The following is a 14,473-nucleotide window of genomic DNA, read 5'->3' on the forward strand; positions in this document are numbered from 1 at the left end:
AACCGAGTACAGCTTCAAGGATCAGGTCGGCTGTCAGGCCGCCTCGCTTTGCTTTGTTTTTGATCTGGCCCTTACATCCTTACCGCTGACGAAGTCAGCGATCTTTTGATCTGCGCTTTTGATCTCAGGCGCCCCGTCAATCACGCTGGCCGAACGCAGGCTTGAATCCGTGGGCAACCCGGCAGGACGCCGGGTTAGCCGCGCTGGGCCAAGGATGGCCCATCGCGGCGGCCCACGGATTCAAGCCTGCGTTCGGGCACACCGAGCCGGAGGCGAGGTGCCGAGTGATGGGGCGAAGCGTTTTTGGTTACTTTTTGCGCTCTTCAAAAAGTGACCCGCTGTAAGAGCGGAACCATAAGCAGCCGTTACCGCAGCAACGGATATCCCCCCAGTCAAAACGCCAACTTATAACCAATCGCCATCAACATGACCGCCAAACAAGGCCGCAACACCCCGTCCGGGACCTTACCTGTCATGTGGCTACCCAGATAAATCCCCGGCAACGACCCCATCAACAGAAACCCCAACAAATGCCAGTCCATATTACCCATGCCTGCATGCCCCAACCCCGCCACCAGCGTCAGAGGCACAGCATGAGCAATCTCAGTCCCGACCAACCGCCGCGTAGCAAGAAACGGATACAGAATAAACAACGCAACCGTACCCAGCGCCCCAGCGCCAATGGACGTCAGCGCAACCATGGTCCCCAGCACCGCCCCCGTCACCACCGTCAACCCATTCAGATTGCGCGGGTTCATATGATAGCCATCACCCGCATGCCGCTGTGCAAACGCCAACAAGCTTTTCTTGAACAGAATCGCCAACGCCGTCAGCAGCAAAACCACCCCAAGCGCCTGCTTGATCACCGCGTTCATCGCACTAGGGTCAGTGTGCAAAGTGGCGAGAAACCACAGGGTCAGCAACACCGCAGGCACGCTGCCCAGGGTCAACCAGCCGGTGATGGTCCAATCGATGTTCTTGTTCTTGCTGTGAACCAGCACCCCACCCGACTTGGTGATGGCGGCATACAACAGGTCGGTGCCCACGGCCGTGGCCGGGTTGATGCCGAACCACAACAGGATCGGCGTCATCAATGAGCCCCCGCCCACACCGGTCATGCCAACGATAAAACCAACGATCAGGCCCGCAATTACAAAACCAAAGTTACCCACTTCCATTACAACTACCTGCGGCCTTATAAATTTCTGGCCGCAGGATAGCGATTTTTCTTATAACGACTTATATCAATATGATCTGACTTTATGCTTTTTAGCTCAGTCGACGACAGACGTAGGCTTGTGTCTGATAGGGAAAGGCCACCGTGTCCCGCCCACGCAAGTCAGGATGGGTGTCGATCAACCCTCGCAGTTGGGCGGTGACCTTGGCTTTTTCGGCGTCGGCGAGCGCCGCGATAAAACTCACTGACAGAAAGCGATCCATGATCACTTCCTGCGGGCTGCCCACATGCTGATAGGGAAAGCAGGTCATCTCGGGGGCGGAAAAATACTCACCGGTGAAGGCCTCACGCCAGCGGCCTGTATGAAAGCGCGGAGTGTCGCCCTCGTAAGGCGTGATGATCTCGGTGATGGCCGCGACCCAGCCCACCGATTCATCACGCACATTCCACACCAGCCCCAGGCGCCCCTCGGGCTTGAGCACACGGTGAATCTCGCGCAATGCGGCCGGGGTCGAGAACCAATGGAAGGCTTGTGCACAGACCAGCGCGTCGGCGCTGGCGGTGTCCAGGGGGATGGCTTCGGCGGTGCCGTTGACCAGGCGCACCTCCGGCAGCAGTTTGCTCAACTGCGCGCCCATCGCCTGCACCGGTTCAACCGCAATCAAGGTGGGCGCCAACGTGCTGAGCAGGCGCGTGAATTTGCCGGTACCGGCGCCCAGGTCGACCACCGATGAGTGCGCATCCACCCCCAGCACATCGCTGAGCCAGCCGGTGAGCTGTCGGGGGTAATCCGGTCGGCCTTGGGCGTAGGTCACGGCCTGGGTCGAGAAACCTTGCTGAGCAGACGTGTGAACACCAGTCATTGCCAATCTCTCCTCGGGTAAAGCGGGGGCACAGTGTGCGCCTTCAAACATTTATTTTCTAATCACTGCATCCAATCGTGCGGCTCATGGGTAGTGCTCACAGTAACCCCGCTGTTTTACTGAAATGGAGAGACACCCATGCACACTAAAGCACTGCTCTGCCTGACCGCCCTGCTGGCCGCCGCGCCAGCTGCCTTCGCCCAGACCGGCCTGCCCGACAGCATCAAAGTGCCGGCTGGCCACAAAGTGGCGCTGGAGACCACCGGCGTCGGCGAAATCACCTACGAGTGCCGCGACAAGGCCAACGCCGCGGGCCAGACCGAGTGGACCTTCGTCGGCCCCAAGGCCGTACTGAATGATCGCAGTGGCAAGCAGGTGGGCACGTACTTCGGGCCACCGGCCACCTGGCAAGCCCAGGATGGTTCGAAAATCACCGGCACCCAGCTCGCCGTAGCGCCATCGAGTGCCGGTAACCTGCCCTATCAATTGGTCAAGGCCAACCCGGCCGAAGGCAAGGGCGCGATGAGCGGTGTGAGTTACATCCAGCGGGTTGCGCTTAAAGGCGGCGTGGCACCGAGCACCGAATGCAGCGCCGCCAACAAGGGCAAGCAGGAAGTGGTGAAGTACCAGGCCGACTATATTTTCTGGGCGGCCAACTGAAGAAACTGCGCTACGCTGCCTGTGGCGAGCAAGCTGGCTTGCCACAGGATTCGGCCATTGGGGATGGATGTCAGTGTTTGATTACGAAGCGTGCCTGTTGGCGTGCGCGCGTGGCGAGCAACGCGCCTTGCGCCAGCTGTATGAGCAGGACAGCCGCCATTTGCTCGGCGTGGCGTTGCGTATTGTGCGCGACAAGGCCGTGGCCGAGGACATCGTGCATGACGCATTTATCAAGGTCTGGCGCGGCGCGGGCAGTTTCGACCCGCTGCGCGGTTCGGCGCGAGGCTGGGTATTCAGCCTGACCCGCCACCTGGCGCTCAACTACATGCGCAACCATCATCGCGAGGTGGCGCTGGGCGAGGAACATGAGCAGTTCGCAGCCACCCACGACACCTTCGAATTCACCGCACGTTCCGGGCAAGTCCACAGCTGCCTGGAGCAGCTCGAACCGGCCCGCCGCACGTGCATCCTGCATGCTTATGTCGACGGCTATTCCCATAGCGAAATCGCGCAAAAACTGGGCACCCCGCTGGGGACCATCAAAGCTTGGATCAAACGTAGCCTCGCCGCGCTGCGGGAGTGCATGGCATGAACGAAACGTTGGAACAACTGGCCAGCGAATACGTGTTGGGCACCTTGCCCGCCGAGCAACGGGCCGAGGTCGAACAGCGCCTCAAATACGACCCTGAACTGCGTTCGGCAGTCGACGCCTGGGAGCAACGTCTGCTGCCGCTGACGGCGCTGGCCGAACCGGTGCCGCCGTCGGCGCAGCTGTGGCGACGCATCGAAAGCACCCTCGCAAGCCCGCAGGCCGGTGTGGCCTGGTGGGACCTGCTGGCCCTGTGGCGCGGCCTGGCCGGTGCCGGGCTGGTGGCGACTGCGGTATTGGCCACCCTGCTGCTGATTCGCCCGCCCGCCGCCCCAAGCTTTGTGGTGGTGCTGGTCGCCCCGCAAAGCCAGGCGCCAGGCTGGGTGATCCAGGCGAGCAATAATCAGCAGATTCAGTTGATCCCCCTGGGCGTGATGGAGGTTCCGGCCGACAAGGCCCTGCAGTTCTGGACCAAGGGTGACGGCTGGCAGGGGCCGGTGTCGCTGGGGCTGGTCAAGCCCGGCCAGACCCTGTCGGTGCCATTGGACAAGCTGCCGCCGCTCACACAGAACCAGCTGTTCGAACTGACCCTGGAAGACCCACGCGGCTCGCCCACCGGCAAACCCACCGGGCCGATTCAGGCAATCGGGCGTGCGGTCAAAGTGCTCTGATCAGCCGACGCAGGGCAGCCACACCCGAAACCGCGCCCCGCCCAACGGCGAGGCCAAGGCGGTCAGCGTGCCGCCCTGAGCTTGCAGGGCGCGCCGGCTGATTGCCAGGCCCAGGCCGAAGCCGCCGGTTGAGCGGTCGCGACTACGGTCAAGGCGGTAGAACGGCTCGAAGATCCGTTCGCGCTGGCTCAGCGGGATACCGATGCCATCGTCATCCACCCAGATTTCACACCCGTTGGCGCAGACCTTGACCCCCACCTGGATGCGCTTATCGCAATAACGCGTGGCGTTGCGCAGCAGGTTTTGCAGGGCGCGGGCGGTCAGGCGCGGGTCGAGGCTGAAGCGCTCCACGGCGCAGTCGAGCGCCACATCGATGACGATTTCGGGGTTTTCCAGTTCGTCGTCGACGCTGCCCAGCACGCTGTCGATAAACTCATCAAGCACCACCTCGACCCGCTCCGGCAGTTGCGCCGGGTTTTGCAGGCGGCTGTAGGACAGCAGTTCCAGCACCAGCTCATCCAGCTCGCGTATATGCGCCACCAGGCTGTGCAAGCGCTCGCGGCTGGCGGCGGGCAGGTCTTCGGACAGCGCCAGGGCCAGGCCGAAGTCCAGGCGCGTGAGCGGCGTGCGCAGCTCGTGGGAAACCGCATTGAGCAAGTCGCGCTGCTGGTTGAGCAGGTGTTCGATATCGTCGGCCATGGTGTCGAATACCGAGGCCAGGCTGCCGATATTTGAGCTGGACGGAATCCCCGTGCGTTCGGCCAGGTTGCCTTTGCCCAGTTGCGCGGCCGTGCTTTTGAGGCGTTCCAGGTCACGCCAATGCGGACGCAACCAGACCAACAAGCACACCAGCAGCGCGATGCCGATCAGCACGTTCATCGACCAGTACAGCAGGTTCATGTCCAGCGGGTCCGGCGGGATGGTCAGCTTGACCACGAACTGCGCGTTGATCGGTGAGCTGACCTCCTCCATCCACCCCCACTCCCCCAGGTGAATCACCGGTTTTCCCTGCTCCAGCAACTTGGCTTCCTCGGGGGTGTAGCTGGCGTCCTGACGTAGCAGCAGTTGCACTTTCAGGGGCGCGAAGTCGCGGCCCAACTGCTCGGTAATCTGCGACCAGCGCTCCACCGGCGCCCGCAGGTATTGCTTGACGATCAGCGTCTGCATGCCACGCGACTGCTCGACGTTGTAGTCAAGGTAGCGGTGTTCGAAGAGTTGGATCACCAGCTTGGGAATCAGGAAAATCGCCGCACTGTAGGTGATGATGGTGATCAAAGAGAGGCGAATCAGCACTCGAAACATGGATCAGCATTCCCACTCGGAACGGCTGAACAGGTAGCCCTTGCCCCACACGGTCTTGATCTTGCGCGCTTCGCCGGCATGGTCGTCGAACTTGCGGCGCAGCTTGGAGATGGCCACGTCCACCGAACGGTCGGTGCCGTTGAACTCGATACCGCGCAGGCGTTGCAGGATCTGATCGCGGCTGAGCACCTCGCCGGCATGCCGCGCCAACACCACCAGCAGGTTGTACTCACCGCTGGACAGCTCCACCGCCTGTTCACGCCAGGTCACGGTGCGCTCGGACAGGTCAATGCACAGGTTACCCATGATGATCTGATCGCTGGCCACCTGGGGCTCGGACAAACTGCTGCGGCGCAGCAAGGTGCGGACCCTGGCCAGCAGCACACGCGGCTCGCAGGGTTTGGTCACATAATCGTCGGCACCCATTTCCAGGCCCAGCACCTGGTCGTGGCTGTCGTCGCGGGCGGTGAGCATCAGGATCGGCAGGCCCGCCGAGTCGGCACGCAGCAGGCGGCACACTTGCAGGCCGTCAAGGCCAGGCAGCATCAGGTCGAGGATCACCAGGTCCGGCGGGTTGCGGCGCGCGCGTTCGCGCACGTGGTCGCCACGGCTGAGCACGCTGACGTGGTAGCCATTGCGCTCCAGGTAGCTGGCAATCAGCTCGGAGAGTGCGGCGTCGTCTTCCACCAGGAGGATGTTGGGCATGGTGTTTCCAAATAATGCGGTTCGTCGGTTGTGCACAGACCCTTGTGGGAGCGGGCTTGCTCGCGAAAGCAGTGGTTGAATTAGCAGATTTATTGGCTGATACGCCGCTTTCGCGGGCAAGCCCGCTCCCACATTTGATCTTTGTTGTTTGCAGGATTGTGCAAGGATATACGCCCTCTGCCGACTATGGGCCGCACCTTACATTTCTTCACACACGACCTACACAGCTTCACAGCACCGCGGCGCAGGTGGCCTTAGGATGCGCCAGTCAATATTGGGATAAGAGCATGTCGAAGAATCTGTTTGCGCCGTTTTGCCTGATGGCCCTGACGCTGGCATTGAGTGCCTGTGGCGATTCGGCCGGCCAAGCGCCGGAAATGCCCCTGGCCAAAGTGCGCGTCGAAACCCTGCAGGCCAAACCCCTGTCGATCACCAGCGAATTGAGCGGGCGTATCGCCGCGCCGCGCATCGCCGAAGTGCGCGCCCGGGTGGCCGGCGTGGTGATGCAACGGGTGTTCAAGGAAGGTCACGACGTGAAACAGGGCGATGTGCTGTTTCGCATTGACCCGGCGCCGTTCAAGGCCGACCTCGACAGCGCCCAGGCCAACCTGAGCAAGGCCGAGGCCAATGCCTTCCAGGCGCGCCTGCAAGAGCAGCGCTATAGCCAACTGGTGGACGGCAACGCCATCAGCGGCCAGGACTACGACAACGCCCGCGCCGCCCTGCGCCAGACCAACGCCGAAGTCGCCGCCAACAAGGCCGCCGTGGAGCGCGCCAAGCTCAACCTGGGCTACGCCACCGTCACCGCGCCGATTTCCGGGCGCATTGGCCGTGCGCTGGTGACCGAAGGCGCGCTGGTCGGCCAGAACGAGGCCACGCCGCTGGCAATCATCCAGCAACTGGACCCGATCCACGCCGACCTGACTCAGTCCACCCGCGAGCTGAATGACCTGCGCCGGGCGTTCCGCGCTGGCAGCTTGAAGCAGGTCGGCCAGGACCAGGCCAAGGCCACGCTGATCCAGGATGACGGCAGCCTGTACCCGCTGCCGGGCAAACTGCTGTTCGCCGAAATCAGTGTCGACCCGGGCACCGGGCAAATCATCCTGCGCAGTGAGTTCCCCAACCCGGACCTCGACCTGTTGCCCGGCAGCTTTGTGCGGGTACGCCTGGAGCAAGCGGTGGACCAGCAAGGCATCAGCGTGCCGCAACGCGCCATTACCCGTGACAGCGCCGGCATTCCGATGGTGCTGCTGCTGAATGCCGAACAGACGGTGAGCCTGCAACCGGTGGAGTTGGGTGCGGTGGTCGAGGACCGCTGGATCGTCAGCAGCGGCCTCAAGCCCGGCGACCGCATCGTCGTCGAAGGTGTGCAACATACGCGCCCCGGTGAAAAAGTCCAGGTAGAGGAATAACCCGCCATGCCGCAGTTCTTTATTGACCGCCCGATCTTCGCTTGGGTGGTGGCCCTGTTTATTCTGCTGGCTGGCGCACTCGCCATTCCGCAACTGCCGGTGGCCCAGTACCCCAACGTCGCGCCGCCGAAGGTGGAAATCTACGCGGTGTACCCCGGCGCCTCGGCCCAGACCCTGGATGAAAGCGTGGTCAGCCTGATCGAACAGGAACTCAACGGCGCCGACCACCTGCTGTATTTCGAGTCCCAGAGCAGCCTCGGTTCGGCCACCATCACCGCCACCTTCCAGCCGGGCACCGACCCGGAAATGGCCCAGGTCGATGTGCAAAACCGTCTTAAAGCGGTAGAGCCACGCTTGCCGCAGGCGGTGACCCAGCAAGGCTTGCAGGTGGAGAAAGTCTCCGCCGGCTTCCTGTTGCTGGTGACCCTCACCTCCAGCGACGGCAAGCTCGATGACGTGGCGCTCAGCGATTATCTGGCGCGCAACGTGATGAACGAGCTCAAGCGCCTGGACGGGGTGGGCAAAGCCCAGTTGTACGGCGCCGAACGCGCCATGCGTATCTGGATCGACCCGCAGAAACTGATCGGTTTCAACCTCACGCCGGCCGACGTCAACGCCGCGATCAGCGCGCAGAACGCCCAGGTGTCGGCGGGCAGCATCGGTGACTTGCCGGGCAGCAAAACCCAGGAAATTACTGCGGCGATCCTGGTCAAGGGCCAACTGTCGACGCCTGCGGAATTCGCCGACATTGTGCTCAAGGCCAACCCGGATGGCTCCACCGTGCGCATCGGGGACGTGGCGCGGGTGGAAATCGGCAGCCAGGAATACCAGTTTTCCACGCGCCTGAACGGCAAGCCGTCCACCGCCGTCAGTGTGCAACTGGCGCCGGGCGCGAATGCGCTGAACACCGCCAACCAGGTGCGGGCGAAGATGGATGAGCTGTCGCGCTACTTCCCGGCCAACGTGGAATACAAGATTCCGTACGACACCTCGCCGTTCGTCAAAGTCTCGATTACCAAGGTGGTCTACACCTTGCTGGAGGCCATGGCGCTGGTGTTTGCGGTGATGTTTTTGTTCCTGCAGAACGTGCGCTACACCCTGATCCCGACCCTGGTGGTGCCGATTGCGCTGATGGGCACCTTCGCGACCATGCTGCTGTTGGGGTTCTCGATCAACGTGCTGACCATGTTCGGCATGGTACTGGCCATCGGCATCCTGGTGGACGATGCGATTGTGGTGGTGGAGAACGTCGAGCGGATCATGGTCAGCGAGGGTCTGTCGCCCAAGGAAGCCACGCGCAAGGCCATGGGCCAGATCACCGGGGCCATCGTCGGTATCACCTTGGTACTGGTGGCGGTGTTTCTGCCGATGGCATTCATGCCGGGGTCGGTGGGGGTGATCTACCAGCAGTTTTCACTGTCGATGGCCACCTCGATCCTGTTCTCGGCGTTCCTCGCCCTGACATTGACCCCGGCGTTGTGCGCCACCTTGCTCAAGCCGATTGCCAAGGACGAGCACCATGCCAAGGGTGGTTTCTTCGGCTGGTTCAACAAGCGTTTTGAAAGCCTGACCGACCGCTATGAAGGTTGGGTGGCCTATGCCCTCAAGCGCAGCGGCCGTTACCTGCTGATCTATCTGGTATTGCTGGTGGGCCTGGGGCTGATGTTCAGCCGCCTGCCCTCCTCGTTCCTGCCGGTGGAAGACCAGGGTTACACCATCACCGATATCCAGCTGCCGCCGGGCGCGAGCAAGAACCGCACGGTACAGGTGGCCGAGCAGATAGAAGCGCATAACGCCGGGGAGCCGGGGGTGGGCGACACCACCATGATCATGGGCTTCAGCTTCTCCGGCTCGGGGCAGAACGCGGCGCTGGCCTTTACCACGCTCAAGGACTGGTCAACGCGCAGCAGTGACGATTCGGCATCGGCGATTGCCGACCGCGCCAACGCGGCGTTCAGCGAACTTAAGGATGCGATTGCCTACGCGGTGCTGCCACCGCCGGTGGATGGCCTCGGCACCTCCAGTGGTTTCGAGTTCCGCTTGCAGGACCGTGGTGGCGTCGGCCATGCCGCGCTGATGGCCGCACGCAGCGAGTTGCTGGCGGCAGCCGAGAAAGCCCGATCCTGGCCAACGTGCGCGAAAGTGCCCTGGCCGAGGCGCCGCAAGTACAGCTTGAGGTGGATCGCAAACAAGCCAACGCCCTGGGAGTGTCCTTTGCGGATGTGGGTAATGTGCTGTCCTCAGCCATCGGTTCGGCCTACATCAATGACTTCCCCAACCAGGGCCGCATGCAACGGGTGGTGGTGCAGGCCGAAGGCGACCAGCGCAGTCAGGTGGCGGACTTGATGAAGATCAACGTGCGCAACAACGCCGGCAAGATGGTGCCGCTGTCGGCGTTTGTCGAAGCCAAATGGACCCAGGGCCCGGCGCAGTTGACCCGTTACAACGGCTACCCCGCCATCGCCATCAGCGGCGAAGCGGCGCCGGGGCATAGTACCGGCGAGGCCATGGCCGAAATTCAGCGCCTGGTCAGCCAACTGCCGGTCGGCCTGGGCCAGGAATGGACCGGGTTGTCATTGCAGGAACGTTTGTCCGGTTCCCAGGCGCCGCTGCTGTTGGGCCTGTCGCTGCTGATCGTGTTTCTGTGCCTGGCGGCGCTGTATGAAAGCTGGTCGATTCCAACCTCGGTGTTGCTGGTAGTGCCGCTGGGTGTGCTCGGCGCCGTGCTGGCGGTGACTTTGCGCGGCATGCCCAACGATGTGTTTTTCAAGGTCGGCTTGATCACCATCATCGGTCTGTCGGCGAAGAATGCAATTTTGATCATCGAGTTCGCCAAGGACCTGTATGATCAGGGCGAGGATCTGCTCGACGCCACTCTGAAGGCCGCGCGCCTCAGGTTGCGGCCGATCATCATGACGTCTCTGGCGTTTATCCTCGGCGTGGTGCCCTTGGCAATTGCCACAGGTGCCAGCTCCGCCAGCCAGCAGGCCATCGGCACGGGTGTGATCGGCGGGATGATCACCGCGACACTGGCGGTGGTGTTTGTGCCGGTGTTCTTTGTGGTGGTCATGAAGCTGGTGCGTAAAAGCAGCGGTAAGCGCTAAGCGTCAAGTAGCAAGAATGAACAGTCCTGCGTCTGTCTTGCCGCTTACAGCTTGTAGCTTGCAGCCGTGCAACATATGGTGCTCAGAACTCCCTGGATTTGTGAGCACCATGGCCTTCCTCGCCCGCACCCACCCTCGCCTCTCCTCTGCCGCCGTACTGGGCCTTGCCGTGGGCATCCTGGCACCGGCAGATACGCTGCTCGGCAAAATCCTCATCGGCTGGAACGCCGGAGTCTGGACCTCTGCTGGTGCTAATGCTGTGGCTGGTCAGCAGAGCACGTGCCGACGACGTAAAACGCATCGCAGAAGTCGAGGATGAGAACGCCGGGCTTGTGTTGTTTATGGTGTGTATCGCGGCGATTGCCAGCCTGGCGACCATCACCTTGAACCTGGTGGGCAGCAAAGACCTGGATGGCACGGCGCGTCTGTTGCATTACGGTTTCACGGCGTTGACGGTGATCGGCTCATGGCTGCTGATCGGGGTAATTTTCAGCGTGCATTACGCACGCCTTTTCTACACTTGGGACGGTGACGAACCTGCGCTGCGCTTTGCCGAAGGTTTGCGTACGCCTAATTATTGGGACTTCCTCTACTTCTCGTTCACCATTGGCGTGGCTGTGCAAACGGCCGATGTGGGCGTTGGTACCCGCAGTATGCGCAAAGTGGTGCTGGGGCAGTCGTTGATCGGTTTTCTATTCAATACGGCGATTTTAGGGTTTTCGATCAATATTGCCGCAGGGCTCTTTAGTTAAGCTTGCCCGCTCCCCCGGTGTTTAACCCGGCAGCCACTACGCCGCTAGAAAAATTCGCTATTAAAAACGGTTTCTTAGACTGTCAACTCTGACAGTAGACGGGCGTATAAAAATGCATTTAATAGCAGAAGCCATTCAATAATGGCGCTTTACGATTTGACGTGAGCATTGTCTGCGTAAAGAAACGAAAAACACGGTAAACCTGCTCTGTAAACTGTGAATTTTGACAGTTACATAATTATTTTTTTTGCGGCTTGATACAGCTAATCAGAAGCAAGTGTGCTTCTGGGTTTCGCATAAACATCATTGATGGAGAGGCGATCATGTCAACACGACTGAAACTGGCAAGCGATATTCCACAACCCCGTGAAGTAAGGGGCGAGATCAAGGGAACAATCGGCACACATGACTTTGAGACAGCAGTAGGAAAAGCAAGCGCTTATCAGGAATATATTGAAATAACGCTCATTGACAAACATGACGACGGTAGCGCAGAGGAAGTTTATATTAGATTTCCAGACGACGTACCACTCAACACCGCACTGCCTTTGACCGGCATAAAATCCCGCGAAGCCTGGATTTCCTTCAAGACCCTCACCAACCCATTTGCCGTCCAATGCAAACACGCCACTCTACGCATCGACACACTGGTCATTAGCCCCTTTGAGGTCAAGGGTGCTCTCTATGGTGATGAGGCTAACCCAAACGTTGTTCACCCAGTCAACATCACCTTCGAACTAAAAGCTTAGACAAGCCCCACTAAAAAGCCCTGGTCTTTCAATCAGGGCTTTTTTAATTCAGGTGATTCAGAAGGTGTAACGCAGGCCAACGTTGGCACCAAACTTTTGATCGATTTTATCGCTGGCACTGGTCTCGAGGTCGGCATGCAGTTGCAAGTTCTGCGACAGCTTCACCGCCACGCCGGCGCCGAACTTCTTGCGCGTGCCTGACAAATCATTCTTGAACACCTGATTGTTGATCATTACGTCGTTATCGTTGGCAAACTCATGAACCACGGCCGCACGCAGGTAGGGCTGGAGGATGGTGCCGCTGTCCAGCTGGATATCACGCCCCACCGTCGCGCCGGCCTCGACTGTTCTTGAGCGGGTACGCTCGCCATCCACCTGCAGCCCATTTTTCATGCTGTAGTTGCCGCCCTGCACCACAACCGTCGACATTCGAGCATAAGGCTCGACATACCAGCCATCGTCGAGTTTGATATTGCGGCCAAACTCAGCCGATACACTGCCGCCCACGTTGTTGTAGTTGCCCTTGGTCGACGTATTGTCACTGAGTGTCGCCTTGGCCTCGTTCTGGAATCGGTTGGCCTTGGCCACCGTATCAAAGTAGAAACCGCTTTCCTGGTCCAGCCAGGTCGCATAAGCACCCACGAAGTAACTCTTGACCGTACCGGAGGAGCCGCGAGTCAGGTTCAGCTCAGAACTACTGTGACCCACCATCAGCCCCACCACCCATTGGCTATCCTGCAACTGGGTGTCAGCACCCACCACGAAGCCCTTCTGGTTCTGCGTATAACCGGTACCCGAACTTTCGGACACATCATATTTATTGCCGAAACCCCGTACCCAGAGGCCACCACGGCTTGGTTCGAAACGCACCTCACCCATGCGCGCACGCAGCGAAGCCTCTTCGCCGTACATCACCGTTGGCGCGGTGTTGAATACGGCCATGGCCACGCGAGTACTGCGGCTTTGCACCCGTGTGGTGGGATCGAGAAACCAATCATCCCCTTCTTTTTTCAGATCGTAGGCAAAAGCGCCTGCATCCACTGGCCCACCCGCGAGTGAAAACTGCGCATCACCGCCGCCGGTATGGACCACCTGAATCTGATCAGGGTTGACCGGTTCGGCACCACTGGCTTCCAGCAGCAGGCTGTGGTTGCCGGAGGCGTTGCCGGTAACATTGATGTAGTCCGTTGTGCCTTGCGCGAAATCTGTGCCCATGACAAAGGTGCCATCGCCGGATAGCGTCTCAAGGTTCAGGCGATAGAATTCATCCGGAGCCCCCATTTTAACGGTACCACCGGCCATGTTCAGTGCGCCGACCTGGCTATCGCCGGTCATCTCCAGGAGGACGCGTTACCCACATTCAAGCTGGAGACGTTTTGCAACTGGCCCGTGAGCATGGCGTTGTTCTGCAGGCTCAAATGGGCGGTGCTCGTACCATCGGCAATAACATTACCGGTCAATCGGCTGTCATCCACGTTCATGCTCGCCGAGCCGCCCCCCGTAACGCTCAACAGGTTGCCATTGCCTCCCGTCAACGTGGAGTGATTGAGCACATCGATATTCACCGTAGGGCCCCCGTTCGCGCCACCACGAACCGAAATGGCGGAGCCGGTTTGCCCCTCTACGCTCGTTTGGTCCAATACCAGCTTGCCATCCCTTGCGTCTAACCGGCCGCGGACGAATGAAACCCCATTATTCTGGCCGATGATCGTGCTCTGGGTGGCCGTCGCGGTCGCACCTTGCAGCGAAACACCGAAACTACCCGTCCCAAGCCCCATTACACGGGTGTTGGTGAAGTGTAATTCACTGCCGTTGGTGGCCTCCGCACCGCCGATCGCGCCACCGACAGTGCTGTTGCTGACGGTTGCATTCGAACCGGTGGTGGCACCGAGACTGCCAAAACTCTGTAAGCCAACTCCGGCGCTATTGATGAGGGTGCTGTTATTAATAGAGGCGGTACTGTTATCCAGGCGCACCGCGCCATCAGCGGATTACTGGAAGAAACTTGCGACGAATTTATATTAACCCGGGAACCTAATACTGCACGAATTGCATTGGAGCGACTCCCGCTGTTCATATTCAGCGTGGAATCCGAAAGATCAATAGTGGTTGCTGTTGCGCTGTTCATATCCAGTCGGGATTTGTTGAACAACTGCCAATCCGTTGATTGCGTAGCGGCGCTGATCGCTCTTTGTTGACCAATCAACTGTACCGCTTGCGCTTGCCCCTGTACTGCAGCAAACAGACAGAAGGTAATGGTTGGAACTTTCATCATCGCGCTCAGAGGTTTGAGCTCAAATGTATTCAGTGCCGACATGGTCTATCACTCTATTAGTGGCTACTTTAACGGTTCGGCACACTCTTGACGAAGCGACCTAACCTCTGCGGCACATAGCTTAAGGACCATCCCTCCCGAACTCTGTAGGACCTTTCTCGTAATTACCGGGTAAAAAACACTCTATTAGATAGTTTTTTTACACAGACTGAGT

Annotated in this window: 11 protein-coding genes and 2 pseudogenes; 7 read left to right on the top strand and 6 right to left on the bottom strand. The window is 59.9% G+C overall.

What is annotated here, in order from left to right; all coding sequences use genetic code 11:
* Positions 1-392 precede the first annotated feature (392 nt).
* Positions 393-1,178 carry a sulfite exporter TauE/SafE family protein gene (locus tag LRS56_13010; protein WDU65283.1) on the bottom strand — a complete coding sequence of 262 codons (786 nt, stop codon included), beginning with the start codon at positions 1,176-1,178 and terminating at the stop codon, positions 393-395.
* Between the two features lie 91 nt (positions 1,179-1,269).
* Positions 1,270-2,040 (bottom strand): class I SAM-dependent methyltransferase, encoded by a 771-nt coding sequence (locus LRS56_13015; protein WDU65284.1) that lies wholly within the window; start codon positions 2,038-2,040, stop codon positions 1,270-1,272.
* 138 nt (positions 2,041-2,178) lie between these two features.
* Here LRS56_13015 and LRS56_13020 point away from each other — a divergent pair, with 138 nt between their 5' ends.
* From LRS56_13020 to LRS56_13030, 3 genes are all read left to right on the top strand, one after another.
* A complete protein-coding gene (locus LRS56_13020) occupies positions 2,179-2,700 on the top strand; it encodes a DUF3455 domain-containing protein (protein WDU65285.1) in 522 nt (173 codons plus the stop codon).
* Positions 2,701-2,767: 67 nt separating this feature from the next.
* Positions 2,768-3,292, top strand: coding sequence for a sigma-70 family RNA polymerase sigma factor (locus LRS56_13025; GenBank protein ID WDU65286.1), 525 nt, complete (start codon positions 2,768-2,770; stop codon positions 3,290-3,292).
* Positions 3,289-3,960 carry an anti-sigma factor gene (locus tag LRS56_13030; GenBank protein WDU65287.1) on the top strand — a complete coding sequence of 224 codons (672 nt, stop codon included), beginning with the start codon at positions 3,289-3,291 and terminating at the stop codon, positions 3,958-3,960. Before LRS56_13025 ends, LRS56_13030 begins: the two co-directional genes overlap by 4 nt.
* On the opposite strand, the gene LRS56_13035 is transcribed toward LRS56_13030, so the two are convergent.
* Together LRS56_13035 and LRS56_13040 are read right to left on the bottom strand one after the other, a co-directional pair.
* Positions 3,961-5,262, bottom strand: a complete 1,302-nt coding sequence (locus LRS56_13035; protein ID WDU65288.1) for an ATP-binding protein — start codon at positions 5,260-5,262, stop codon at positions 3,961-3,963.
* Positions 5,263-5,265: 3 nt separating this feature from the next.
* Complete coding sequence (locus tag LRS56_13040; GenBank protein WDU65289.1) at positions 5,266-5,967, bottom strand: response regulator transcription factor; 702 nt, start codon at positions 5,965-5,967, stop codon at positions 5,266-5,268.
* Between the two features lie 287 nt (positions 5,968-6,254).
* On the opposite strand from LRS56_13040, the gene LRS56_13045 reads away from it, so the two are divergent.
* The 4 genes and pseudogenes from LRS56_13045 to LRS56_13060 all read left to right on the top strand — a co-directional run bounded on the left by LRS56_13045 (position 6,255) and on the right by LRS56_13060 (position 11,984).
* On the top strand, positions 6,255-7,379 hold the full coding sequence (locus tag LRS56_13045; protein WDU65290.1) for an efflux RND transporter periplasmic adaptor subunit: 1,125 nt from the start codon (positions 6,255-6,257) through the stop codon (positions 7,377-7,379).
* A gap of 6 nt (positions 7,380-7,385) precedes the next feature.
* A pseudogene (locus LRS56_13050) lies at positions 7,386-10,483 on the top strand (efflux RND transporter permease subunit).
* A 109-nt stretch (positions 10,484-10,592) separates the two neighbouring features.
* Positions 10,593-11,235 (top strand): annotated as a pseudogene (locus LRS56_13055) (DUF1345 domain-containing protein).
* A 323-nt stretch (positions 11,236-11,558) separates the two neighbouring features.
* On the top strand, positions 11,559-11,984 hold the full coding sequence (locus LRS56_13060; protein ID WDU65291.1) for a hypothetical protein: 426 nt from the start codon (positions 11,559-11,561) through the stop codon (positions 11,982-11,984).
* A gap of 57 nt (positions 11,985-12,041) precedes the next feature.
* On the opposite strand, the gene LRS56_13065 is transcribed toward LRS56_13060, so the two are convergent.
* Both LRS56_13065 and LRS56_13070 read right to left on the bottom strand, forming a co-directional pair.
* A complete protein-coding gene (locus tag LRS56_13065; protein WDU65292.1) occupies positions 12,042-13,319 on the bottom strand; it encodes an autotransporter outer membrane beta-barrel domain-containing protein in 1,278 nt (425 codons plus the stop codon).
* Complete coding sequence (locus LRS56_13070) at positions 13,316-13,960, bottom strand: hypothetical protein (protein WDU65293.1); 645 nt, start codon at positions 13,958-13,960, stop codon at positions 13,316-13,318. The genes LRS56_13065 and LRS56_13070 overlap by 4 nt, the downstream gene beginning before the upstream one ends.
* Between the last annotated feature and the right edge of the window lie 513 nt (positions 13,961-14,473).

This window comes from Pseudomonas poae (assembly GCA_028869255.1).
Taxonomy (GTDB): Bacteria; Pseudomonadota; Gammaproteobacteria; order Pseudomonadales; family Pseudomonadaceae; genus Aquipseudomonas; species Aquipseudomonas poae_C.

Coding starts and splice junctions, on each gene's coding strand:
- LRS56_13010 (WDU65283.1), bottom strand. CDS start 1,178: ATGGAAGTGGGTAACTTTGGTTTTGTAATTGCGGGCCTGATCGTTGGT.
- LRS56_13015 (WDU65284.1), bottom strand. CDS start 2,040: ATGACTGGTGTTCACACGTCTGCTCAGCAAGGTTTCTCGACCCAGGCC.
- LRS56_13020 (WDU65285.1), top strand. CDS start 2,179: ATGCACACTAAAGCACTGCTCTGCCTGACCGCCCTGCTGGCCGCCGCG.
- LRS56_13025 (WDU65286.1), top strand. CDS start 2,768: ATGTCAGTGTTTGATTACGAAGCGTGCCTGTTGGCGTGCGCGCGTGGC.
- LRS56_13030 (WDU65287.1), top strand. CDS start 3,289: ATGAACGAAACGTTGGAACAACTGGCCAGCGAATACGTGTTGGGCACC.
- LRS56_13035 (WDU65288.1), bottom strand. CDS start 5,262: ATGTTTCGAGTGCTGATTCGCCTCTCTTTGATCACCATCATCACCTAC.
- LRS56_13040 (WDU65289.1), bottom strand. CDS start 5,967: ATGCCCAACATCCTCCTGGTGGAAGACGACGCCGCACTCTCCGAGCTG.
- LRS56_13045 (WDU65290.1), top strand. CDS start 6,255: ATGTCGAAGAATCTGTTTGCGCCGTTTTGCCTGATGGCCCTGACGCTG.
- LRS56_13060 (WDU65291.1), top strand. CDS start 11,559: ATGTCAACACGACTGAAACTGGCAAGCGATATTCCACAACCCCGTGAA.
- LRS56_13065 (WDU65292.1), bottom strand. CDS start 13,319: ATGACCGGCGATAGCCAGGTCGGCGCACTGAACATGGCCGGTGGTACC.